The 21,712-nt window shown below is 56.4% G+C and carries 23 protein-coding genes; 10 read left to right on the forward strand and 13 right to left on the reverse strand.

What is annotated here, in order from left to right; genetic code table 11:
• Position 1: 1 nt before the first annotated feature.
• Complete coding sequence (gene speB, locus AC2FIS_RS02040) at positions 2-976, reverse strand: agmatinase (RefSeq protein WP_496720185.1); 975 nt, start codon at positions 974-976, stop codon at positions 2-4.
• A gap of 135 nt (positions 977-1,111) precedes the next feature.
• On the opposite strand from speB, the gene AC2FIS_RS02045 reads away from it, so the two are divergent.
• The 3 genes from AC2FIS_RS02045 (at position 1,112) to AC2FIS_RS02055 (ending at position 3,519) form a co-directional block, all read left to right on the forward strand.
• Positions 1,112-1,969, forward strand: coding sequence for a glycosyltransferase family 25 protein (locus AC2FIS_RS02045; protein WP_496771790.1), 858 nt, complete (start codon positions 1,112-1,114; stop codon positions 1,967-1,969).
• Between the two features lie 126 nt (positions 1,970-2,095).
• Positions 2,096-2,464: a group I truncated hemoglobin gene (locus AC2FIS_RS02050; RefSeq protein ID WP_058271453.1), complete on the forward strand. Its 369-nt coding sequence runs from the start codon at positions 2,096-2,098 to the stop codon at positions 2,462-2,464.
• A complete protein-coding gene (locus AC2FIS_RS02055) occupies positions 2,461-3,519 on the forward strand; it encodes an adenylate/guanylate cyclase domain-containing protein (protein WP_496695282.1) in 1,059 nt (352 codons plus the stop codon). The genes AC2FIS_RS02050 and AC2FIS_RS02055 overlap by 4 nt, the downstream gene beginning before the upstream one ends.
• An 8-nt stretch (positions 3,520-3,527) precedes the next feature.
• On the opposite strand, the gene AC2FIS_RS02060 is transcribed toward AC2FIS_RS02055, so the two are convergent.
• The 9 genes from AC2FIS_RS02060 to guaA all read right to left on the reverse strand — a co-directional run bounded on the left by AC2FIS_RS02060 (position 3,528) and on the right by guaA (position 12,800).
• Complete coding sequence (locus AC2FIS_RS02060) at positions 3,528-4,142, reverse strand: TetR/AcrR family transcriptional regulator (RefSeq protein ID WP_058271885.1); 615 nt, start codon at positions 4,140-4,142, stop codon at positions 3,528-3,530.
• Positions 4,143-4,246: 104 nt separating this feature from the next.
• Positions 4,247-5,116 carry a polyphosphate kinase 2 gene (gene ppk2 / locus AC2FIS_RS02065; protein ID WP_496771791.1) on the reverse strand — a complete coding sequence of 290 codons (870 nt, stop codon included), beginning with the start codon at positions 5,114-5,116 and terminating at the stop codon, positions 4,247-4,249.
• Between the two features lie 49 nt (positions 5,117-5,165).
• Positions 5,166-6,119: an alpha/beta fold hydrolase gene (locus tag AC2FIS_RS02070; RefSeq protein WP_496771792.1), complete on the reverse strand. Its 954-nt coding sequence runs from the start codon at positions 6,117-6,119 to the stop codon at positions 5,166-5,168.
• Positions 6,109-7,026, reverse strand: a complete 918-nt coding sequence (gene metA / locus AC2FIS_RS02075; RefSeq protein WP_058271457.1) for a homoserine O-acetyltransferase MetA — start codon at positions 7,024-7,026, stop codon at positions 6,109-6,111. Before metA ends, AC2FIS_RS02070 begins: the two co-directional genes overlap by 11 nt.
• Positions 7,027-7,065: 39 nt before the next feature.
• Positions 7,066-7,938: an ATPase gene (locus tag AC2FIS_RS02080; protein WP_282151078.1), complete on the reverse strand. Its 873-nt coding sequence runs from the start codon at positions 7,936-7,938 to the stop codon at positions 7,066-7,068.
• Positions 7,939-7,987: 49 nt separating this feature from the next.
• Positions 7,988-8,884, reverse strand: a complete 897-nt coding sequence (locus AC2FIS_RS02085) for a DMT family transporter (protein ID WP_282151571.1) — start codon at positions 8,882-8,884, stop codon at positions 7,988-7,990.
• A gap of 104 nt (positions 8,885-8,988) precedes the next feature.
• Positions 8,989-10,116: an OmpP1/FadL family transporter gene (locus AC2FIS_RS02090; RefSeq protein WP_496771793.1), complete on the reverse strand. Its 1,128-nt coding sequence runs from the start codon at positions 10,114-10,116 to the stop codon at positions 8,989-8,991.
• Between the two features lie 121 nt (positions 10,117-10,237).
• Positions 10,238-11,143, reverse strand: a complete 906-nt coding sequence (locus tag AC2FIS_RS02095) for a DMT family transporter (RefSeq protein ID WP_496771794.1) — start codon at positions 11,141-11,143, stop codon at positions 10,238-10,240.
• Positions 11,144-11,240: 97 nt separating this feature from the next.
• Positions 11,241-12,800 (reverse strand): glutamine-hydrolyzing GMP synthase, encoded by a 1,560-nt coding sequence (gene guaA, locus AC2FIS_RS02100; RefSeq protein WP_496771795.1) that lies wholly within the window; start codon positions 12,798-12,800, stop codon positions 11,241-11,243.
• Positions 12,801-12,891: 91 nt separating this feature from the next.
• Between guaA and AC2FIS_RS02105 the strand changes: the two genes are divergently transcribed.
• Complete coding sequence (locus AC2FIS_RS02105) at positions 12,892-13,332, forward strand: GNAT family N-acetyltransferase (RefSeq protein ID WP_496771796.1); 441 nt, start codon at positions 12,892-12,894, stop codon at positions 13,330-13,332.
• A 133-nt stretch (positions 13,333-13,465) separates the two neighbouring features.
• Positions 13,466-15,010: a trimethylamine methyltransferase family protein gene (locus tag AC2FIS_RS02110; RefSeq protein WP_496720202.1), complete on the forward strand. Its 1,545-nt coding sequence runs from the start codon at positions 13,466-13,468 to the stop codon at positions 15,008-15,010.
• Here the strand turns inward: AC2FIS_RS02110 and AC2FIS_RS02115 are convergent, their stop codons facing one another.
• Positions 15,011-15,310, reverse strand: coding sequence for a DUF6477 family protein (locus AC2FIS_RS02115; RefSeq protein ID WP_496771797.1), 300 nt, complete (start codon positions 15,308-15,310; stop codon positions 15,011-15,013).
• A 240-nt stretch (positions 15,311-15,550) separates the two neighbouring features.
• On the opposite strand from AC2FIS_RS02115, the gene AC2FIS_RS02120 reads away from it, so the two are divergent.
• Both AC2FIS_RS02120 and AC2FIS_RS02125 read left to right on the forward strand, forming a co-directional pair.
• Positions 15,551-16,660 carry a DUF6456 domain-containing protein gene (locus AC2FIS_RS02120; protein WP_496771798.1) on the forward strand — a complete coding sequence of 370 codons (1,110 nt, stop codon included), beginning with the start codon at positions 15,551-15,553 and terminating at the stop codon, positions 16,658-16,660.
• 52 nt (positions 16,661-16,712) lie between these two features.
• On the forward strand, positions 16,713-17,636 hold the full coding sequence (locus AC2FIS_RS02125) for a hydrogen peroxide-inducible genes activator (RefSeq protein ID WP_496771799.1): 924 nt from the start codon (positions 16,713-16,715) through the stop codon (positions 17,634-17,636).
• Between the two features lie 48 nt (positions 17,637-17,684).
• Here AC2FIS_RS02125 and AC2FIS_RS02130 read toward each other — a convergent pair whose 3' ends face one another.
• Positions 17,685-18,233: a peroxiredoxin gene (locus AC2FIS_RS02130; protein ID WP_496771800.1), complete on the reverse strand. Its 549-nt coding sequence runs from the start codon at positions 18,231-18,233 to the stop codon at positions 17,685-17,687.
• Between the two features lie 263 nt (positions 18,234-18,496).
• Here AC2FIS_RS02130 and lipA point away from each other — a divergent pair, with 263 nt between their 5' ends.
• Positions 18,497-19,447, forward strand: a complete 951-nt coding sequence (gene lipA / locus AC2FIS_RS02135; RefSeq protein WP_058277796.1) for a lipoyl synthase — start codon at positions 18,497-18,499, stop codon at positions 19,445-19,447.
• Positions 19,444-20,598: an amidohydrolase gene (locus AC2FIS_RS02140; RefSeq protein WP_496771801.1), complete on the forward strand. Its 1,155-nt coding sequence runs from the start codon at positions 19,444-19,446 to the stop codon at positions 20,596-20,598. The genes lipA and AC2FIS_RS02140 overlap by 4 nt, the downstream gene beginning before the upstream one ends.
• A 16-nt stretch (positions 20,599-20,614) precedes the next feature.
• Here AC2FIS_RS02140 and hpt read toward each other — a convergent pair whose 3' ends face one another.
• Positions 20,615-21,157 (reverse strand): hypoxanthine phosphoribosyltransferase, encoded by a 543-nt coding sequence (gene hpt / locus AC2FIS_RS02145; protein WP_058271886.1) that lies wholly within the window; start codon positions 21,155-21,157, stop codon positions 20,615-20,617.
• 71 nt (positions 21,158-21,228) lie between these two features.
• On the opposite strand from hpt, the gene AC2FIS_RS02150 reads away from it, so the two are divergent.
• On the forward strand, positions 21,229-21,675 hold the full coding sequence (locus AC2FIS_RS02150; protein WP_282118567.1) for a type II toxin-antitoxin system RatA family toxin: 447 nt from the start codon (positions 21,229-21,231) through the stop codon (positions 21,673-21,675).
• Positions 21,676-21,712: the final 37 nt, after the last annotated feature.

Consider the following 21,712-nt stretch of genomic DNA (forward strand, 5'->3'; position numbering starts at 1 on the left):
GTCAGCCCTTCTTGCCACGTTCGTGGAAGATGAATCCGATAAAGTTCAGCAGAACCTGAGCGGCCAATATCTGCGTGCTTTCGGTCGGGTCGTAATTCGGAGCCACTTCGACAAGGTCGATACCGACTACGTCTCCGCGTTTCGCAAGGCCCTGTATTATTTCCAAGACATCATAGTACTGGAACCCGCCGTGGCTGGGCGTGCCGGTGCCAGAGGCGATGGACGGGCAGAATGCGTCGATATCAATTGTGACATAGTACCGAGCACCTTCAGGTATGCGTGCCAACACGCCGTCTGTACCGAGCTTGCGCACTTGCCGAACGGACAAAATGTCCGATCCACGGGCGCGTGCGTCCTCGTATCCTTCTTTGGCGGTCGACGACACGTTTCGGATGCCCAGTTGCGTCATGCCCGAAACGTATGGCTTTTCAATTGCGCGCCGCATGGGGTTGCCGTGCCCGGCGGTCACACCATGCCGTTCGTCCACGAAATCCAGATGCGCATCAATTTGAACGACGTGGATAGGCCCGTTTTTCTCGCAATCGTTTTCGAAAGCGTTGATGCAGGGAATATTGACCGAGTGATCGCCGCCGATGGTGACGGGTAGGGCACCTGCGTTCAGCATCTTTTCCACACCGAACTGGATGTTGGCATGGCTTTCTTCGGTCTTGGTGTGGATGATATCCGCGTCGCCGATATCGACCATCCGGACCGAGCCATCCAAGTAAGTGGCATCATCCTCATGGTCATATGCGCCGGCATGGCCGAAGCTGAAAAGAGTCGATGCCTCTCGCACGGCCCTAGGTCCGAACCGGGCGCCGGAACGCCACTGGGTTCCGAAATCAAAAGGCGCCCCCATGACGGCGACGTCAGCATCGATTTGATCCCAATCCGGGACATATGGCGATTTGCCAAAGGTAGAAATACCCACAAACGGCAGGTTCAGGCGACCGCCGGAATATCCATGAGACGTCATTGCAAGAATCCTGTTTATTGTTTTCCCAGCGCAGCTTAATCGGGACTTCTAAATCAGGATAGGCGAAACCGGATACATATTGCTCAAGCGCGGACTTGATTGTCCGCCTTGCCAGTGTGTATCTGGCGTAACCGCTTGAAAGGAAACACCGTGGGACGTCACGAACTGCCACCAGAGACGGGTGCCTTTTTTATCAATCTGGATCGGGTCCCAGTGCGCCGTGACTTCATGGAAGCGCAGTTCAATCATGCAGGCTTGGTGGGTGCCACCCGGTTTGGCGCGACGGATGCCCAGAAACCCGGAGTTGTGGACGCTAGTGGCTATGTTGCTGGAACGGGCAGTCGCTGGGGTTTGACGCAAAGCGAAATCGCCTGTTTTGAAAGCCATCGCGCGGTTTGGCAGACTGCGGTGGATCAAAACCTTAATGCGGTGGCCGTTTTCGAAGATGACGTCGAAATGTCTGTTCAGGCAGGATCGATAATCGCCGCCTTGCTGGAGGTCCCGGATGCCTTTGACATGGTCAAGCTGGACTATTCCCCCAAGCCCCTTCGTTTTGGGCCTGAGATGCGCATTGCGGGAGTTGACGTCCGGCCCATGCTGGAGATGGCGCCGAGTGCGGCCGCCTATGTGCTTTCTCAGTGGGCCTGCCAGAAACTGCTGAATTGGTCCGAAAAGTATTCGGATCACCTGGATGATTTCGTCTCCATCCCACGGTCGGATTGGCGGATGTATCAGTGCTTTCCGGCTGTTGGGGTGCAGATGATCTGGTCGAAACAGCAAGATCACACGGTCGAAGAGGTGAAGGTCAGCGAACGATCCCTAGACCAGGAAACCAACAGCGGGCTGGATAAGGGGCCGCTTTGGTTCCGCCTTCGGCGGGAATTGGTCGCGGCGCGGCGCAAGCTGTATTGGCGCGTGGGGGGCCAGACGCGATTGCTGGAACAGGGGGGATACGTCGGGTTCATCCCCTGCGCCGACGATCTGAGCGTGTGAATTCAAGTCTCACCACGCCACCAAAATGGTCGTCCCGCGGTGCATCCGCGTCATTTGCGTTAACAAAACTGTCAATATGATATAACCTCGTGACGTTAGTGGTGAATAACGTTTGGGTTATGTGTCGTGGGGCAGACAATTTACGAAAGATACGGTGGCTTCAAAACGATCTCGCGGATCGTGATGACCTTTTACGAAATGGCGTTGGAGTCCGATCAGATCGGCGGTCATTTCGAAGACATTGATATGCCCCGGTTGATTGATCATCAGACCAAGTTTGTTTCGTCCTTGGTTGGTGGACCTGCATCCTTTAGCGATGACAGGATCGAGGCGGTTCATCGTCACCTGAACATCTCTCACGCCGATTTTGACGAGATGGCCGCGCTTTTCAGCGAGGCCCTGTCGATGCATGGAATGGAAGACGCGCATATAAAAGTTGCCCTTGATGCCATCGAGTCAAAACGAGCCATCATCGTGGCACGCGACGCCGCATGAGTATTCTGGCCATAAACGAACAGTTGCTCCGCGCGATCGGTGTCGGCGTCGCTGTTGTGCGGGCTTCGGATTTGGGTTTCGTGTTTCACAACGGTCCATTTACCGAGTGGTTTGGGGCACCGGCCGAAGGTCAGACCCTGTTGGACTATTTTCCCGACCTTGATCCAAAAGAGCTTGAAGACGTCAAGCAATCCGGCTTGCGCTATTCGGCCGAGCTGCAGGTCAAGCCCAAGCGCCGGACGCTGATATTCGCGGTCGCGGTGTCCTTGGCCAACGGCCTTTCCGAACAGGTGCTGGTGGTCGAATTTCAGAACATCACCCGCATTCGCGAGCTTGAGAGCATGATCGACAGTTATTCGACCATGGTCGAACGTAATACGCGCGAATTGGAACGCGAGAAAGAGCGGGTCGAACGGCTGCTGTTGAACCTCATGCCCCGCGCTGTGTACGAAGAGTTCAAGACCTTTGGTGTCGTTACGCCGCAGCTCTACGATCAGGTCTCGGTCGTGATGCTGGATTTTGTGGGCTTTACGGATTTTGCGGCAAAGACCGACCCGACTGTGACACTCAGCGAGTTGAACGACGTTTTCACGGCCTTCGACAGGATCGTCGAACAATATGGGTGCGAACGGATCAAGACTATCGGGGATGCTTATCTGGCGGTTTCGGGTATGCCGGACGCAACACCGGATCATGCGACCGCCGTGGCCCATTGCGCGGTCCGGTTCCTGCGTTACCTCGAACGGCGCAACGAAAGTCATCCGCATAAATGGCAGGCTCGGATCGGTCTGGGTATGGGGCCGGCAGTCGGCTCGGTCGTGGGTATTCAGAAATACGTCTACGATGTGTTTGGTCCCGCCGTGAATATTGCTTCACGCCTGCAAGTCTTTGCAAACCCAATGAATATTGTCGCCCCGGAAGAGATGAAATACGCGCTGATTGACGAGTTTCAGGTCTCGGATATTGGGCCGGTGGATATCAAGGGCATGGGTCAGATGGATCTGATTAACGTCACTTCGGGCCTTAGTGTTCCGGCGCCAAGGACCAGGTTCTAGCGCGGATATCAGTCGTCCTGCGGCACCAGGCCCAAACCCCGCAAATAGATACCGATGCCGCTTTCCAGCAGGTCCTCCGGTGGAAAGGGAGAGCTGGCACCTGTGTTTCGGGCATAGAGCTCAACAACGCCATGGCTCATGGCCCAGATATGGGCACTGAACATCGAAGCGGGTGGGCGTTTTTCTGGCGGGATGTGTTGCGAAAGATCTGCGGCTGCTTTTTCCAGCACGCTCTTGGCCCGGTTCGCGGCCAGCGCCAATTCCGGCGTTCGGTTTACGGATATCCCGCTTTCGAACATGGCGATGTAGTGGCCAGGGTGCTTGCGGGCAAAAGCCAGATAGGCTCGACCAGTTGCCTCAAACGCTGCCAAGGCAGACGGTTGGCCCGTGTCATAGGCGTACTGCATCAGGTCGGCGAACATTTCAAAGCCCTGACGGGCGGCCTCGGCGATCAGGTCCTCGCGCCCCTGAAAGTGTCGGTACACAGCTGCAGGTGTTACGCCTGCGGTCTTTGCGGCCTCGGACAGGGTAAAACCGGTCGGTCCCTTTTCTTCGATCAGCGAAAGGGCGGCCTCGATCAGGGCTTGCTTGAGATTGCCGTGGTGATACCCGCGTTTCGCCATGCCTGTGTCACGAGCCTTTTTTGTTTAAGTTCCGGGGAACCAAGACATAATCCACGCCTGCCGGTTCGTCCAACCCTTGCCTGCAATGGAGCGCGAAAATGTCATCACGCTTCCAACACCTCGGGTCCGCCGCAAATCAGTGGATCGATCTTGCCAATAGCCTTCTTGTCTTTTTCATCATAGTCCAGCGCGTGCAATACAGTTCGGATGGCTGCAATTCGAGCGCGTTTTTTGTCGTCCGAGCGAATGATGGTCCAAGGGCAAAGGTCTGAGTGACTGCGGGTCAGAGTCTCCGAGATCGATTGCGTGTACTCGTCCCACTTGCTAAGGCCCGCAATGTCGATTGGGCTGAGTTTCCATTGCTTTAGCGGATCTGTCTCACGTGCCAGAAAGCGGTTCAGTTGTTCCGCGCGCCCGACGTTAAGCCAGAATTTGAACAGTTTGATCCCGTCATTCACAAGTCCGGATTCAAGCGGAAGAACTTGCCTGAAAAAACGTTCGCGTTCTTCGGTTTCGCAAAAGCCAAATACGTTTTCGACGACGCCGCGATTGTACCAGCTGCGGTCAAAGAATACGATTTCTCCTGCCGCAGGCAGGTGTTGAACGTAACGTTGGAAGTACCATTGGCTGCGTTCGGTGTCAGAGGGTTTGCTGAGCGCCACGTTGCGGGCGCCGCGCGGATTTAGGTTCTCGCGAAAGCGCTTGATTGTACCGCCTTTTCCGGCGGCATCGCGGCCTTCGAAAATGATCGCAACGCGGTTGCCCGTTTCCCTGACCCAGGATTGCATTTTGACCAGCTCGATCTGCAGCAGATCCATTTCTTTCTCGTAATCCTTACGCTTCATTCTTTCTTCGTAAGGGTAGGTCGGGTTCAGAATGTCGTCTTTCTTTGCATTTTCAATGGCCGACCGCACCTCTTTCGGGGCGTCCTTGCGGAAATACTTTTCAATGGAACCTTTGTCCGAACGGGCCATTAGCTACCTCGCCATAAAATCCATATCCTACTATGGATTAGCTGGCAGTTTAACGCAAACCCGCTCGCTCGGCGGCGCGGTCGATAGCTGATGCGACCTCGGGGCCGGCCACAACCTGCGGCATGTGACCAATACCCGGAAGCTCGATCAGTTCCGCGTCAGGGATTTGGTCGACCAGTTGTTCTGCATGCCATGCAAATTTGACAGTGGTGTCGGCCGTTCCGTGAACGACCTCTGTCGGCACAGAAATTTCGCCATAGCGGGGCTGCAGGGCGCGGACCTCGTCCAACAGGTTGGCCCGCTGCTTGGCATTTGCATGCATCGAGGCACGCCGCATTGTCAGGCCGGGGCCGAAATGCTGTGAATATCCTTCGGGTGCTGTCTGCGGGGCAAAGACCTTGTCCAACGCCTGTTCCACATACCATTCGGGAACGAACGCGGTGATCAGGGGCAGGGCCAGCGTATTGCCCGCTTCAGTCGACGCCAGCTTGTTGAAACCGTCCAGCGGCGTCTCCCACGGGATCGCAGCTGGTGCGATCAAAACAAGGGCAGAAATGTTGTCTGGCCGGGTGACCGCCCAAGCCAGCGATACGGACCCGCCATAGCTTTGCCCAGCGACAATAGGTTTTTCCGCACCCAACTTGGCAGCGGCCTTTTGCAAAATTAACGCTTGCTCCTCAATGGTTTCGCCGTTCGGATTGAAGCTGTCACTATAGCCCAGACCGGGTCGGTCGAACACGATCACACGGAAGTTCTCGGCCAAGATCGGTGCAAGCGCAAAAGTCATGTCACGGGTGTTGCCGCTGGACCCGTGGATCAGAACCACATCGGGGCCGTCGCCCATGACCACCGCATGGACGGCGATACCGTCGACCATCACCATTTCACCCTCAGGAGGGAAACGAGCCTCAGCCGCAGCTTCGTTCTGTGCTGCGCGCCAGACGGTCAGCACGATCAGACCCGATAGAACGAGGCCAAGGAATATCAGAACTTTAATGACCAACGTCTTCCATGTTGAACGGTGTGGACTGGTAAATCTCGTTAATCCAATTGCCGTACAGCAGATGTGCGTGGCTGCGCCATCTGTTTTGCGGCGGTTGTGATGGATCGTCGTCTGGATAGTAGTTCATTGGCACATTGATGGGGGTCCCGTTTGAGACATCACGATCATATTCCTGCTTCAACGTGTCACTGTCATATTCGAAATGGTTGAAGATATAGATCGCACGATGCGAGGGGTCTTCGACCAGACAGGGGCCGACCTCATCGCTGCCCAACAATGTCGTCAGGCCGGGCGCGCTGTTGATCTCAGATTGGTTCATTGTGGTCCAGCGGCTGACAGGGATCACGCAATCATCGGAAAACCCACGCAAAAACGGGGAAGAAGGGGCCAGATTCTGGTGCCGATAGCAACCAAACGCCTTGGCATCGAGCGCCTGTTTGTCGATGCCGTGGAAATGGTTGATCATCGCCATCCCACCCCAGCAGACGCCAAAGGTGGAATGGACGTTTGTCTGTGTCCATTCGAATACTTCGGTCATCTCGTCCCAATAGGTGACGTCATCGAACTCCAGATGCTCGATCGGCGCGCCCGTGATGATCAGGCCGTCGAATTTCTGATCCTTTACCTCTTGGAACGGTTGATAGAACTCGGCCATGTGATCCGCGGCGGTGTTCCTGGTGCGATGTTCGGTCATGCGGATCAGCGACAGGTCGATCTGCAGAGGCGTGGCACCAATCAGACGCGCGAACTGGTTTTCGGTCTGAATCTTCTTGGGCATCAGATTCAGCAATCCGATCCGCAAGGGGCGGATGTCCTGACGCATTGCCTGATCCGCGGCCATGACCATGACGCCCTCTTTGGTGAGAACGTCGTAAGCGGGCAGGTCGGAAGGGATCTTGATCGGCATCAGGTGCAAGCCTTTGGAGTTACTGTGTAGAGGCGGTAATTAAGCCGGGTTTGTCCGGGTCTCAAGGGTGCGTTCGATCAACTCATCGAAATCACCCGCATCGCGGACCTTGTGCATGTCATCAGCGGTGACTGTGACACCCCAATTGTCGGCCATGGCCTGATAGCGCGGTTGGCGGTGGGCCAATGCGCGTGCATAAGTCCAGCGGATAAAGGCGTCCGGGTCGACATTCTCGGGCGCGTAACCATGTTCGGTGAGGTATTCGTCCCAGACCCGGGTCAGAAACTCTGCCTGATAGGACATCGGCTTGGGGGCCTTATCGAAACGGCGGATCAGTTCTGCGGTGTGATCTTCATCGCCCTTGATCCAGATCATCAGAGTTTGACGGGACAGCTCGGACAAGACATGATCAGCCGGGTCTTCGGGATCGACCCATTCGCAAATTGATCCACCGGTATCGCAGATGAAGTTCGGGTATTGATACAAACGCTTGGCACGGTCGATGAAATACTCGGTGTCCAGCAGGGCGTGGATCTCAGCCAGGCGGAACTGCTCCTGCCGGCGACGATACTCCGTCAGTTCCAAGCCACCCAGTTCCGGGTTACCCGGTTTGCCCAGATAGGTCGCAACCGGTGTCAGGTTTTCGAATGAGATATTCGAGCCGATATAGATCGAATCCGACAGCAACAGGTCGCGCAGGAAGGGCACCTTCATCGCCTCGGCCTTGGCATTGTCGATGATGTATTCGCCCATGTACCGGGTGCCGATGCGGTAATCGATCGAGTAGTGGAACCAGTCCCCGGAATCACGCAGCACGTTCGACACATAGGTCTTGCCCAGCCCAGACATGCCGAAGAACAGCACTTTTTTCCGGGCCGCTTCGCGCCAGTCCTTTGCCGAGCTGTAGATCATTATCCGCTGTCCCTTTTTCTGACCTAGCTAAAACGGGCAGGGGGCGGCGTCAATCACGTGAGCGGGACCAGTTGAGAATCAATAATCCTATTGCCAGCACGGCAAAGCCCAAAAAGGCCTGCGGCGGTAAGGTTTCGTCGCGCACCAATGTGCCTAAAACGATGGCGACTGGCGGTATGACAAGCGTTACCAACATCAGGTTTCCGGCCCCGGCCATGGCCAGAACACGGTAGTACAGCAAGTACGCTCCGGCTGTTGCGATCAGGGCGTAATAGGCAATGGCCGCCCACGTGATCGCCGGCAGGTTCAAAACGGGAAGGCCGTCGACCGCGAGGGAAACTGGCAAAATCAGAATGGTTGAGCCGGTCAGCATGCCAGCAGCGGCAACTATGGGAGACAAGCCTGACAACTTGATTCTGGCCCACGCTCCGGCCAACGCGTAAGAAACTGTTCCGGCGATGATTGCCAGTTGGGCAACGCTTTGAAGGTTGAAAGTTGCGAAATTCTTCAGGCCAATTGCAATTGCAACACCCAGAAAACCCAGACCGACACCCACTCCGCGCGCCAGGGTCAATCGCTCGTCCTTGAAGAACATTGCGGCGATCAGAACGCCGAAAACAGCGGTTGCGGCATTCAGGATCGAGGTCAGGCCAGTCTCGATGTAAAGCTGCCCCCAAGCCATAAGCGAGAAAGGGATGGCATTGTTCAACAACCCCATCATCAGGAATGCGCCCCAGATACGCGGACTGGTGGGAACGCTCAGCTTTTTGACCCAGACAACGATCCACAGCGCCAGCATCGCCCAGAAAACGCGGTGCAGAACCGAGGTCATGACCGGGATCGTGTCCAATGCGACGCGGATCGCGATAAAGGATGCGCCCCAGATCACGCCCAGAAGCAACAGTTCGGCCCAAGCCCTTGGAGAAAGGTGTTTTTGAGGTTCCATAGCCCGTTCTTGCATTCCCCAAGGCGATGTTCGACCCGAAACTTGCGCAAAGAAAAACCCCGCCGAAAGTGGCGGGGTTTTTGTAGTTGGTTCGGTAGGCGGGATCAGTTCAGCGTGTATGTGAGCTGCAGACCGACGCTCCATGCCGAGTTGCCCGAGAACTCGCCACCTGTAGTGGTGGTCGCGTCTCCGATGTCGGTATAGCGGATGCCGCCAGAGATCTGCGCCTGCTCGAAGGAGTATGTACCACCTACGCCAAGGCTCCAGAAACCGTCGGTGGGGCCGAGGTTCGAAACAGCAGAACCTGAGGACGTTTCATAGCCCGCAGAGATCGCGCCAGAAAACTCTTCGGTGAACTTGTAGCCAAGACCCAGTGTGTAGGTGAAGGTGTCGTCCGCGTAGTCAACCAGGTTCTGTTGTGCAGCGGCTGTATAAACCGGCGGTGCCAGAACTGTCTGTGGCCAGTCAACCCAGCGGATCGAGCCGAACAGCAGCGTTTTTGGTGCTACACCGGTCTGGAAGTCCAGATTCACTGACTGAGGCGTCACAACTTCGGTTTCGGTCTGTGCGGTCACAAGCGGTGCGGGGACGGGCGGTGGTCTCCGGTTGATGGACTCTGTCGAGTCGAAATCGTGCGTGATTTTAGAGTTGTAGGTCAGTGCGACACGTGCGGCGATGTCGGGACGTTCCCATGCGACGCCTACGACGTAACCGAAGTCAACCTCAGAGCCGGATTCAAACTCGTAGCCAGCAACAACAGGGACAGCAACCGTTGCCTTGGCTCGCTGTGCGCGAATGCCGCCGATTGCGCTGAAGCCGCCATCGAACTTGTAACGCACCAGGGCAGTAATCGCATCAACATCCGCTTTAGCGCGCAAAACGTCGGTGCGGCCACCAAAAGCGGCCAAGGGATTCTGCGACAAAGGATAGTTCGACGGGTACTCGACATCGGCACCGTACGGTTCATCATAAATGAGAGCAAAGTCCAACTGATCGGTAAACGAATGCTTGTATGCCAGGTGTGGTGTCCAGAAGCTTTTGGCGATGTTTCCGGAATCAACACCGTTCTGCTCACCGCTCACGTCGGGGTTTGCGTAACCCAAACGGAACTGAACAACAGAACCTTCCTCAAACAGAATGTTGACGCCCTGGCCGCTGCGATCAAGACCGCCTGCGTAAGCACCGGTTGCGCCAACGCATACCGCACACGCCTGTAGAAGCGCTTTTTTCATTAGTTCCTCCCTCTAGGTCTCCTGAAGGTCAGCACCTGTTGATATGTGGTGCGGACTGACCTGCATTGTGGTGCTCGATATTTTCTTGAGCTTTACCTTATCGTCAACTGGTGACCGTGCGTTACTTGTGTTGAGTGTCGCGTAGAGGTGTTGCCAAACTGTTACGATTCTCGGCGTGAACGTTCAGGAAAATACCTACGAAAATTACCGCAGCGCCTAATAGGGTCCAGTGATCCAGCGGTTCGTGATACAGAACCATACCTATGACCGCGATTGTGGGCAGGCGTGCAAAGTCAAACGGCACCACAACGGTTGCCGGGGCAATCGCCAGCGCATTTGTGATGCAGTAATGCGCCAGCAGCCCGGCCAGTCCCACCAGTAACAAAAACGGAGCTGTGCCTGCCGAGGGCAGGGTGATTTGTCCGTCGATACCCGATGCGATCAGCCCCAGCACGGCTTGCATTACTGTCAGCCAGAACATGATGCATCCGATGCTGGCAAAACGAGTGAGGGACTTTGTCGATATCGTTGTTAAGGCGAAGAAAACAGCGGACATAGCAGCGGTCATCACACCTGCACTGAGAGGCACGGTGCCCGGCCGGGCGACCAGAAGAATTCCAGCAAAGCCGATCAGCGCCGATAACATGCGCACGGTCGTCAGGCGCTCTTTCAACAGAAGCGGAGACAGCAGGATGACCCATATGGGCTGCGTAAACTCCAGCGCAAAAACCTGCGCCAACGGAATGACGCTGACCGCATAGAACCAGAGGTTTTGCCCGGTGAAATGCAATACGTTCCGGATGCCGTGCAAGCCGATCCGTTCAGTCGAAACCTGGTGCCACTTTCGCGTCAGAGTCAGGATCAGGGCGACCACGCAGATGCCGACGAGGCTGCGGTAGAACATGATCTCGAACGTGTCGTGGGTCACGCTCAGTTCGCGGCCCGCGATTGCCATGGACGAGAAAGATGCAATCGCCCCGGTCATCCAGAGCGCTGCCTTGCCGATCTGTGGTCTGGCCATTTCCATCCGGGCGCCTGTAGATTTTGGTTATACCAATTTGATTGCTATCGATTTTTTCACGGCGTGAAAAACAAAAAAGCCGGGACAGAGCCCGGCTTTCGCATTATTCCCACTCGATGGTTCCGGGTGGTTTTGATGTGATGTCATAGGTGCATCTGTTGATGCCCTTGACCTCGTTGATGATCCGTGTGGCCGTTTCGCCCAAAAACTCATGGCTGAAAGGGTAATAGTCTGCGGTCATGCCATCCACCGATGTCACCGCGCGCAGGGCACAAGCGTAGTCGTAGGTGCGACCGTCGCCCATGACGCCCACCGTGCGCACGGGCAGGATGGCCACAAAGGCTTGCCATATGTCATCGTACAGACCGTGCTTGCGAATCTGGTCGATATAGACCGCATCCGCTTCGCGCAAGATATCCAGCTTTTCACGAGTGATCTCACCGGGGCAGCGAATCGCCAGACCGGGACCGGGGAAGGGGTGGCGGCCGATAAAGCTCTGGGGCAGGCCCAACTCACGACCCAGCGCGCGGACTTCGTCCTTGAACAGCTCGCGCAGCGGCTCGACTAGTTTCAGGCCCATCTTTTCGGGCAGGCCGCCTACATTGTGGTGCGACTTGATCGTGACCGAGGGGCCGCCCGAGAAGGACACCGATTCAATCACGTCCGGATACAGCGTGCCTTGCGCCAGAAACTCTGCACCATCGATGGTGTCAGCGTGTTTCTGGAACACGTCTATGAACAGCTTTCCAATGATCTTGCGTTTGGTTTCGGGGTCGCTTTGACCTTCGAGTTCACCAAGGAACAGGTCACTTTCGTTCGCGTGGATCAGCTGGATGTTGTAATTGTCGCGGAACATTCCGACGACTTCTTCGGCTTCGTTCTTGCGCAGCAAGCCATGGTCCACGAATACACAGGTCAGCTGATCGCCGATTGCCTCGTGGATCAGGATCGCCGCGACCGAGCTGTCGACACCACCGGACAGACCGCAGATGACTTGTTTGTCGCCGACCTGCTCGCGGATCTTTTCGATCATCTGTTCGCGATAGGCACCCATGGTCCAGTCGCCCTTGAACCCGGCCAGCTTGACGAAATTCTCATACAGCTTTGCACCTTTGGGCGTATGGTGCACTTCGGGGTGGAACTGAACCGCATAGAAGTGACGGTCGCTGTCCGCGGTGATCGCATAAGGCGCGTTGGGCGAGGTTCCAAAGACATTGAAACCGGGCGCGATTTCGCTGACATGGTCGCCGTGGCTCATCCAGACTTGTTCATCGCCATCGGTGAACCAGCCGTCCAGAATATCCAGCTTTGCCTGCGGGGTAACAAAAGCACGCCCGAACTCGGCCGTACCGTGTCCGCTTTCAACCTTGCCGCCCAGTTGGTGCATCATCACCTGCTGGCCGTAGCAGATACCAAGGATTGGAACGCCGTAATCAAAGATCTCTTGCGGTACACGGGGCGAACCCTCACGCGTCACGCTGTCAGGACCGCCCGAGAATATCACGGCCTTGGGGGCCATTTCCCGCACAAAGTCCATCGTGACTTTTTGATAGGGGTGGATTTCGCAATAGACATTCAGCTCGCGCAGGCGGCGCGCAATAAGCTGCGTAACCTGGCTGCCGAAGTCGATGATCAGAAGGCGGTCATGGGTGTCTTGGGTCATGGTTGGCTATTAGGTCGCAAGCCTTGCATGTGCAAGCGCTATGACGTCATTTGTGCAATTGTGCCTCAGGATAATACAGAAAGAGCGCGAGATGCCCGAGATCATACTACGCCGCGCAAGTGCTGCTGATACCGAAGCCGTCACAATCTGCATTGCGGCAGCGTATGCGGATGCATTGCGCGATATTCCTGATCTGCCCGATGTCACGGACGGCGTTGGCGAAGACATCGCTGCGCATCATGCTTGGGTTGCCGCGAAGGATGAAGACATCGTCGGGTTTATTGTTTTTGACCGGGTCGATTCTGCGATGAAGATCTTTAACCTCGCCGTCTCGCCAAAGGCACAAGGGGCAGGGTTGGCGAGGCGGTTGATCGAATTAGTTGAACAAGAAGCCAAGGGAACAGGCATCACTAAGCTCAGGTTGCGAACACATAAATTGATGCAAGCGACAGTCTCCATGTACCTATACTTGGGGTGGCACCAGAAAGAGGTAAGCGGGAAGACCATCCTGATGGAGAAGGAACTTAAGTGATCAGAGCAAGTGCCTGACGGTTTTGGTTCCTGCGGATGTCGCTTTTCCCCCTATAGCGCCGTAAATTAGATGCTTTGCCCCAAATGCTTGCTGTAACAAACTGATCAAATCAATCAATAGACGGGATCTTCTCATGGCAGAGGCAAACACCCGGCGTCGGGCAAGAGGTGGCGGTGGCGCCGCCCGCCGGGCCGAACGTACCGCGGTTCGCATCGAAACGGCGAAATACATCGAACGGAATATTCCGAACTTCGAGGTTCTCAACGAAGAAGCGTTGGAAATCATCGAAACCAATGCGGAAACCATTCTGGCCGAAGTCGGCGTGAACTTTGTCGACAATCCTGCGGCGTTGCAGCGCTGGAAAGATGTTGGCGCCGATGTCGATGGTGAACGCGTCCGCATTCCGCGTGGTTTGGCACGTCAGCTGATCAAAACCGCGCCCAGCGAATTCACGCAGCATGCCCGTAACCCCGAGAAATCGGTTGTCATCGGTGGCCGCAATCTGGTTCTGGCCCCGGTGTACGGCCCGCCCTTTGTGCGGGACGCGCAAGGTGGCCGTCGCTATGCGAACATGGAAGATTTCAACAAGTTCGTGAAACTGGCCTATATGTCCAAGTGGCTGCACCATTCGGGCGGGACCGTGTGTGAGCCGACAGATATTCCGGTGAACAAGCGTCACCTGGACATGCTGATGGCGCACATGACCTTGTCGGACAAGCCGTTCATGGGCTCGGTCACCGATCCAAGCCGCGCGCAGGATTCGGTTGAAATGTGCGAGATTCTGTTTGGGAAAGAGTTCGTTCAGGAAAACACGGTGATGACCTCGCTGACCAACATCAACTCGCCGATGACCTTCGACGACGTGATGATGGGCGCGCTGGAAGTTTATGCGAAGAACAATCAGGCCTGCATCATCTCGCCCTTTATCGTGGGTGGTGCGATGGCGCCGGTTTCGATTGCGGGGACACTGACGCAGGTTCTGGCCGAAGTTCTGGCTGGCGTCGCGTACAGTCAGATCATCCGCCCGGGCGCACCTGCGATTTTTGGTGCCTTTGTGTCATCGATCGATATGAACTCTGGCGCGCCGACATTTGGTACGCCCGAGGCATCGATGGTTACCTACGGTGCGGGCCAGCTGGCGCGACGTCTGAACCTGCCGTTCCGCTCGGCCGGGTCGTTCTGCGGCTCGAAACTGCCTGATGCACAGGCAGCCTATGAGACCGCAAACTCGCTGAACATGGGGCTGATGGCTGGCGTGAACTTCATGCTGCATTCCTGCGGCTGGCTTGAAGGCGGTCTGGTGGCGGATTTCGAAAAATTTGTCATGGATGCCGACCAGTTGGGTGTTCTTCACGGCCTGGCCAAAGGCGTGGCCTATGATGAGAATGCGCAGGCGATGGATGCGATCCGCGAGGTTGGCCCCGGCGGTCACTACCTGGGCTGCGCCCATACGCAGGAGAATTTCAAAGAAGCGTTCTGGAAGTCCGATGTTCTGGATTACAAACCCTTTGAGACCTGGGAAGACGAAGGCGGGCGCGACACACGCCAATTGGCCACGTCGCGGGTCGAGCATCTGCTGGCCAATTACCAGCAACCGCAACTCGACCCCGCCGTCAACGAAGCATTGAACGCATACGTGGCGGAAAAGAAAGCATCCATGCCGGATGCCTTCACCTGATCATTGATATTGCGCGGCGCGACTGGCTTTGAACAGTTGCGCCTCGCCCAAAAGCGCGATCAGCAGGTCCAGATGGCGGACCAGCGAATAGGCGGCGTCTTCGGCCAGCCTTTGGGTGTTAACCTCTCGTTCCAATTCCAATAGACGAACCAGCGCAGACCCTGTGCCGGGAAGCGACCCGTATCCCAGAACACGCTGAAGATGCCGATCCCGATCATATTCCTGCGCTCCAATTTTTGCAGCCCGTGCCAACAGGCGTGGGCGGCGGAGCGTTGTAATCATGGTCATCAGGTCCTGCATTTCGGTGATCCCTTGGTTGAACAGAAGATAGCCATTTGTCACACAACCTAAGCGAGTGTTGCCTTGTGTGGGTTCCCTCCGAACTCTGACTTCATGAGTGTTTATGATTTTGAATCAAATCTGGTTGTTGTCTCTCCCGGTTAACGAACGAGTAACGAAAGCGGCTCTAGTTAGGATTGGTTAACACATTCACCGGGGGCGATTGAGAACCGATTGTTTTGTCGACGAGGGCAAGTGACTATGCAAGAAAACATGGCTTTCACCATTCCGGCGTGGGTGCCTGAAGGGGCGCAGAGATACCTGGCGCATACCGAAACCGGTCAATCGATCCGCGACATCGCGCGATCCGTGGGGTGCCATGCGTCAACCATACTCAGACAGATCCGACGTATTGAAATGCGCCGCGACGATCCATTGGTGGATGCTGCGCTGCAAGCACTGGCAGAGGTCCATTTCACGGATCAACAGGCGCGCGCTGGGTACCTAAAAGAGCCTTTGGGGGTTCAGGCCGACGATGCGGCGACCAAGGATGATGAGTTCAACCGCGAAGCTCTTCGAATTCTGCGCCGCCTTTGCGAAACCGGCGCGGTTCTGGCTGTGGCGGAAGAGATGGACAAGGCTGTGGTCGTTCGGGACACCGGCGACAGCGGGACCGCAAGAACTGCGGTCGTCGAATGTACGATTGCGCAAGCGCTGGCTCTGAATGATTGGATATCCTGCGATAATCCCGGACGTATTTCCCGGTATCGCATCTCTTCCTCTGGGCGGTCGGCCTTAAGCCAACTGATCGCCGAGGCCGAGAACAAAGCGCGCGCCAGAAACGAGTTCGGCATGGCCGAGGCGCAATCGCCGTTTCAGCCGCATGGCGAACAAAGACAGGACAGGTCGCCGCACGGTGCCAGACGTATTCGCTACAGTGCCGCCGAAAGCCCGCTGATCGCGTTGGCGCGCAGGCGGGACAAGGACGGAAAGCCCTTTCTCGACGAAACTCTAGTCGGCGCTGGCGAACGGCTGCGCGAAGACTTTGAACTGTCGCAGATCGGTCCGCAGGTTGCCCAAAACTGGGATCACTTTCTAACTGCCGGGGGGCGGGGAAGTTTTACCAATGGAACGTATGCAGGCCAGGGATCGTCAGACGCGCGCGCTCGGGTTGAACGTGCCCTGTCGGATCTGGGACCGGGGCTAAGCGATGTGGCACTTCGGTGCTGCTGTTACCTTGAGGGGCTGGAATTGGCCGAAAAACGCATGGGGTGGTCGGCGCGTTCCGGGAAGATCGTGTTGCGCATCGCCCTGCAACGTCTAAAGCGCCATTACGAAGATCAAGCAGAGAAAACTCGCCTGATTGGGTAGAAATTCCATAATTCGCAGTTGAGGTTTCAGGGGGTAGTGATAGGAATTGCCTATGAATTTTACCCTCAGACAGCTTCAGTATTTCAATGCGGTGGCGGATCAGCGCAATTTTGGCCGTGCAGCGCAGGTCTGCCATGTTTCGCAGCCCGCGCTGTCGGTTCAAATCAAAGCGTTGGAAGAGACTTTGGGCGGGCCGCTGTTCGAACGTCAGGCCCGCGACATCCTGCTGACGCCGTTGGGGCGCGATGTGCTGGACTACGCCCGTCAGGTGCTTGGCGCGGCAGACCGTCTGGACCAGTTCGCCAAGGATCATTCCGTTGGGCATCGGTCCTTGGCGATTGGGATCATTCCGACGATTGCGCCATATCTTTTGCCCGGAGTTCTTGCCGGGCTGCGCACAGCCGACGTCTCCTTGCGGGTGCAGATCCGCGAAGCACGGACCGAGCGCTTGCTGGCCATGCTGCGGGCCGGGGAAATCGATGCCGGTGTGATGGCCTTGCCGGCCGGTGGCAGCGAATTGTTCGAATTGCCGCTTTTTGAGGATCGTTTTCTGCTTGCCGGAAGCGCGGGGCGGCTTGGGACAGTACACTCGGACCCGGATGCCTTGCGCCCGGTGGATCTGCAGACCGCGCAGTTGATGTTGCTGGATGACGGACATTGCCTGACGGATCAGGCGCTTGAGGTCTGTGGTCAGGACAGAAGCAGCGGTTTGATCAATATGGGGGCGTCCTCATTGGCGACTCTGTCGCGACTGGTTGCCGAAGGGTTTGGTCTGACACTTATGCCTGAACTCGCGGCCCGCTCGGAAACCGAAGCTGTTCCGGGGCTCAAGCTCATGCGGTTCGGGGCACCGCAACCTGCGCGGACTGTGGGATTGGTCCGGCGCCTTTCGACAGGACATGAAGACTGGTTCGACAGTCTGGCGGAAGTTATCCGGCGTGTTGGCGAAGATATCGTAACCGCGACCCGTCATTAAAAAATGGCCCGCCAGAGGCGAGCCCTTGATACGTCAGCCTGACAATTCTTATGCCAGTGCCGGTTCGTTGGCTTCTTCCAGGTGCTTCATCAGGGTTTCCGGGGACGAAACGCCATAGGGGTCTTCGGGGCAGTTGTCCATCAGGCCGGGCTCTTCGAACCAAGCTTCGACTACACCATCGGTTACGATGGCAGCGTAGCGCCACGAACGCATGCCAAAGCCCAGGTTTTCCTTGTCGACCAGCATGCCCATTTTACGGGTAAATTCGCCCGAACCGTCAGGGATGACTTTGACGTTTTTCAGGCCCTGATCCTGTGCCCATTTGTTCATGACAAAGCTGTCATTCACGGACATGCAGTAGATTTCATCGATGCCCTTGGCGGTGAAGTCGGCATAGCCGTTTTCGAAACCGGGCAGTTGGAACGTCGAGCATGTGGGTGTGAACGCACCGGGCAGGGAAAACAGGATGACGCGCTTGCCTGCGAAGTAATCCGCGGTTGTCTTGTCTTCCCAACGGAACGGGTTGGGTCCTTCGATTGCTTCGTCGCGGACGCGGGTGTGGAAGGTAACGGAAGGCAGTTTTGCGCCGGTTTTCATCTACGGGCTCCTGTGATTCACATTAGAATTAATGGTGACTTAAAACAGTTCTAAACCGCCTTCAACGCCAGAAATGCTGCAATTGCGATATAACTTTAAGTGGCGGTAAACGAAATTAAATCTGCCTTGAGTGTTTGAAATGCGGGGCCGTATTCTGCGAGTGCAAACCTATCGTGCATGGCGGGTATGCCCGGGTGGCATAGTCTGCGCGGGCGTATTATGTTAGGGCAAAGCAAATTGACCCAAAGTCAGGAAAGCCAGCCGTGCGTGATCTGAAGATCCCAGAACAACGTCATCCCGAAAAAGCGCATCGTCCAGACAATGCGCAGCCTAAAAAGCCCAAGTGGATACGCGTCAAGGCACCCGGCGGTAAGGGTTATGCCGAGACGCATAAGATCATGCGCGAGAATAATCTGGTCACTGTCTGTGAAGAGGCAGGATGCCCAAATGTCGGCGAATGCTGGAGCCAGGGCCACGCCACCATGATGATCATGGGCGAGATCTGCACGCGCGGCTGTACCTTCTGTAACATTGCAACGGGTCGTCCGGACTCGTTGGATGCGTTTGAACCAGGACGCGTTGCGCATGCGGTCGAAAAGCTGGGGCTGAACCACGTCGTGATCACATCCGTAGACCGCGACGATCTGAAGGATGGCGGGGCCGATCATTTCGCGCAGACGATACGTGCGGTGCGGCACCGGTCTCCGAAGACGACGATTGAAATCCTGACACCTGATTTCCTGAAATGTGACTCTTCCGTTCTTGAGACTGTCGTCGAGGCCAAGCCGGATGTGTTCAACCACAATCTGGAAACCGTACCTGGCCTGTACCTCGAAGTGCGTCCTGGTGCGCGTTATTTCCACTCGTTGCGGCTGTTGCAGCGCGTCAAAGAGCTGGACCCGTCTATTTTCACCAAATCGGGAATCATGGTCGGCTTGGGTGAGAATGAGCAAGAAGTTCGGCAGGTCATGGATGACATGCGAGCCGCCGATATCGACTTTCTAACCATCGGTCAGTATCTGCAGCCCACGCCCAAACACCATGGTGTGGATCGGTTCGTGACGCCGGAAGAATTCGCATCCTATGAAAAGGCAGCTTATGGCAAAGGTTTTCTGATGGTGTCCGCGACACCTCTTACCCGGTCGTCCTATCACGCGGGGGATGACTTTGCCCGGTTGCGTGAGGCTCGCCAGAAAAAGCTGGAACAGGGGTGACACCCGAAGCGCACGCGCGGCTGACACGCCTGCGCCACGACCTGCATCAATATCCCGAACTTTCCGGGCAGGAGCGTGAGACCGCTGCCCGGATGACAAAGCTGTTGCAGGGATTCGGTGCGGACCATGTGCTTACCGGACTGGGGGGGCATGGCATTGCCGCGGTTTTTGACAGTGGGCAGGCTGGGCCGACCGTAGGTATCCGGTGCGAGTTGGACGGGCTGCCGATTCAAGAACTTGGCACGCACCCTTATGTGTCGAAGGTTCCGGGCAAAGGACATCTGTGTGGCCATGATGGGCACATGGCGATGGTGCTTGGCGTTGCCGAAGACCTGGCGCGCCACCGACCCCAAAAGGGTCGGGTGGTTTTGATCTTTCAACCGGCTGAGGAAACCGGGCAGGGCGCTATCGCGTTTCGCGCGGACCCCCAATTCGCGCAAATCGCGCTGGACTATGTGTTCTCTTTGCACAACCTGCCGGGGTTGGAACTTGGTGCAGTTGAGTTGTGTCAGGGTTCGGCCAATTGCGCCTCGCGCGGGATGAAAATTATCCTGACCGGCAAGACGTCCCATGCGGCTGCGCCTCAGGATGGGGTTTCACCTGCTCGGGCAATGTCTGAATTGATGTTGCAACTGGCAGGCTTGGGCGCGGGCGGCGCGTTGGATGCCGATTTTGCGCTGACAACTGTGACGCATGCCCGTTTGGGAGAGCCGACTTTCGGCGTCGCTCCGGGACAGGCCGAGATCTGGGTGACTTTGCGCACCGTTTCAGACACTCGGATGCAAACGCTGATGACCGAGGCCGAAGCGCTGGCGCGCCGCGCTGCATCCGCCGACAGTCTGGGGGTTGAGATCACCTATGACGATGTCTTCGAAGCCTGCGTCAATCACAGCGACGCGGTGAGCATCATCGCAACAGCCTGCACTGAGCGTGGAGTGCCGTGCCATTCAACAAAGACGCCGCAAAAGTTCTCAGAAGATTTCGGGCAATTCGGCAAAGGCGCAAAGGCGGCGATGTTCTGGCTGGGCGCGGGGCAGGGTCACCCGCAATTGCATAACCCCGACTATGATTTCCCGGACGCGTTGATACCCGTTGGAACCTGGGTTTTCCTGTCGGCTATCCGGCAGGTTTTAGGCGACGCCCAAGCCTGAACGGGGGTAACCCGGTTTAGTCTTCGACAAATCGAACTTTGCCAATGAATGGCAAGTTGCGATTGCGTTGCGCGTAGTCGATCCCGTAACCCACAACAAATTCGTCCGGAATTTCAAAGCCGATCCAATCGGAACGAAAATCGACCTCGCGTCGGCTGGGTTTGTCCAGCAGGGCAATGGACTTAAGTCGGCTTGGTTTGCGGCTGCGCAACAGTTTTGTGACGTGGTTCAGCGTGTGGCCGGTGTCGACGATATCTTCGACGGCCAAAACATCGCGCCCTTCAATCGCGCCACGTAAGTCCTTGAGAATGCGTACTTCCCGGCTGCTTTCCATCGCGTCTCCATACGAGGATACTTCGAGGAAATCGACTTCGATCGGCAGGTCCAGTTCGCGCACCAGATCCGCGATGAAGACGAAGCTGCCGCGCAGCAGACCGACCACGATCAGCTTGTCGGTATCTCCGAATTCTGCCGTGATTTCGCGGCATAATTCCTCGATTCGGGCTGCAATCGCCTTGGCCGAGATCATCGTATCTATCACATATGCGCGGTCGCTCATCGCTGCCCCCTTGATCTTTGGCGCGCAACATACGACATGACGCGCCATTGTCACCTGAAAAACCGGACGCCATGCCTACTCATTCGGAAACACGTCACCTTCCTTACACTGCGCAGCAGATGTACGAGCTGGTCGCGGACGTGGCAAAGTATCCCGAGTTTCTGCCGTGGTGCGCAGCCGCCCGCATTCGTCGGACCTATGCGGCGGGTGAGGCGCAGGTCATGGAAGCGGATCTGGTGATCTCGTTCAAAGTGTTCCGCGAACGGTTCGGCAGCCGGGTGACATTGTTTGCCGATCAGAGAAGAATCGACACTGAATATCTGGACGGCCCATTCAAATACATGAAATCCGACTGGCAATTCGCTGACGCCGACGATGGCGGATGCAACATCACGTTCCACGTGGATTTCGAATTCAAGAACGCGATCCTTCAGGGGATCATCGGCGTGGTCTTCAACGAGGCTATGCATCGGATCGTTCAGGCCTTTGAGACCCGCGCAAAGGACTTGTACAGCTAGGTCTTTACCCCGGGTTGGCGGTCGCTAGACTGCGCCC

It is taken from the genome of Ruegeria sp. CDSB113 (assembly GCF_059611045.1).

Bases quoted from the DNA above. Each gene is read 5' to 3' on its own strand.
- hpt (WP_058271886.1), bottom strand. From the start codon at position 21,157: ATGAGCGACCGCGCATATGTGATAGATACGATGATCTCGGCCAAGGCG.
- AC2FIS_RS02125 (WP_496771799.1), top strand. From the start codon at position 16,713: ATGAATTTTACCCTCAGACAGCTTCAGTATTTCAATGCGGTGGCGGAT.
- AC2FIS_RS02110 (WP_496720202.1), top strand. From the start codon at position 13,466: ATGGCAGAGGCAAACACCCGGCGTCGGGCAAGAGGTGGCGGTGGCGCC.
- AC2FIS_RS02080 (WP_282151078.1), bottom strand. From the start codon at position 7,938: ATGATCTACAGCTCGGCAAAGGACTGGCGCGAAGCGGCCCGGAAAAAA.
- AC2FIS_RS02120 (WP_496771798.1), top strand. From the start codon at position 15,551: ATGCAAGAAAACATGGCTTTCACCATTCCGGCGTGGGTGCCTGAAGGG.
- AC2FIS_RS02115 (WP_496771797.1), bottom strand. From the start codon at position 15,310: ATGCAGGACCTGATGACCATGATTACAACGCTCCGCCGCCCACGCCTG.
- guaA (WP_496771795.1), bottom strand. From the start codon at position 12,800: ATGACCCAAGACACCCATGACCGCCTTCTGATCATCGACTTCGGCAGC.
- AC2FIS_RS02090 (WP_496771793.1), bottom strand. From the start codon at position 10,116: ATGAAAAAAGCGCTTCTACAGGCGTGTGCGGTATGCGTTGGCGCAACC.
- AC2FIS_RS02095 (WP_496771794.1), bottom strand. From the start codon at position 11,143: ATGGAAATGGCCAGACCACAGATCGGCAAGGCAGCGCTCTGGATGACC.
- ppk2 (WP_496771791.1), bottom strand. From the start codon at position 5,116: ATGGCCCGTTCGGACAAAGGTTCCATTGAAAAGTATTTCCGCAAGGAC.
- speB (WP_496720185.1), bottom strand. From the start codon at position 976: ATGACGTCTCATGGATATTCCGGCGGTCGCCTGAACCTGCCGTTTGTG.
- AC2FIS_RS02130 (WP_496771800.1), bottom strand. From the start codon at position 18,233: ATGAAAACCGGCGCAAAACTGCCTTCCGTTACCTTCCACACCCGCGTC.
- AC2FIS_RS02055 (WP_496695282.1), top strand. From the start codon at position 2,461: ATGAGTATTCTGGCCATAAACGAACAGTTGCTCCGCGCGATCGGTGTC.
- AC2FIS_RS02150 (WP_282118567.1), top strand. From the start codon at position 21,229: ATGCCTACTCATTCGGAAACACGTCACCTTCCTTACACTGCGCAGCAG.
- AC2FIS_RS02085 (WP_282151571.1), bottom strand. From the start codon at position 8,884: ATGGAACCTCAAAAACACCTTTCTCCAAGGGCTTGGGCCGAACTGTTG.
- AC2FIS_RS02105 (WP_496771796.1), top strand. From the start codon at position 12,892: ATGCCCGAGATCATACTACGCCGCGCAAGTGCTGCTGATACCGAAGCC.
- metA (WP_058271457.1), bottom strand. From the start codon at position 7,026: ATGCCGATCAAGATCCCTTCCGACCTGCCCGCTTACGACGTTCTCACC.
- AC2FIS_RS02060 (WP_058271885.1), bottom strand. From the start codon at position 4,142: ATGGCGAAACGCGGGTATCACCACGGCAATCTCAAGCAAGCCCTGATC.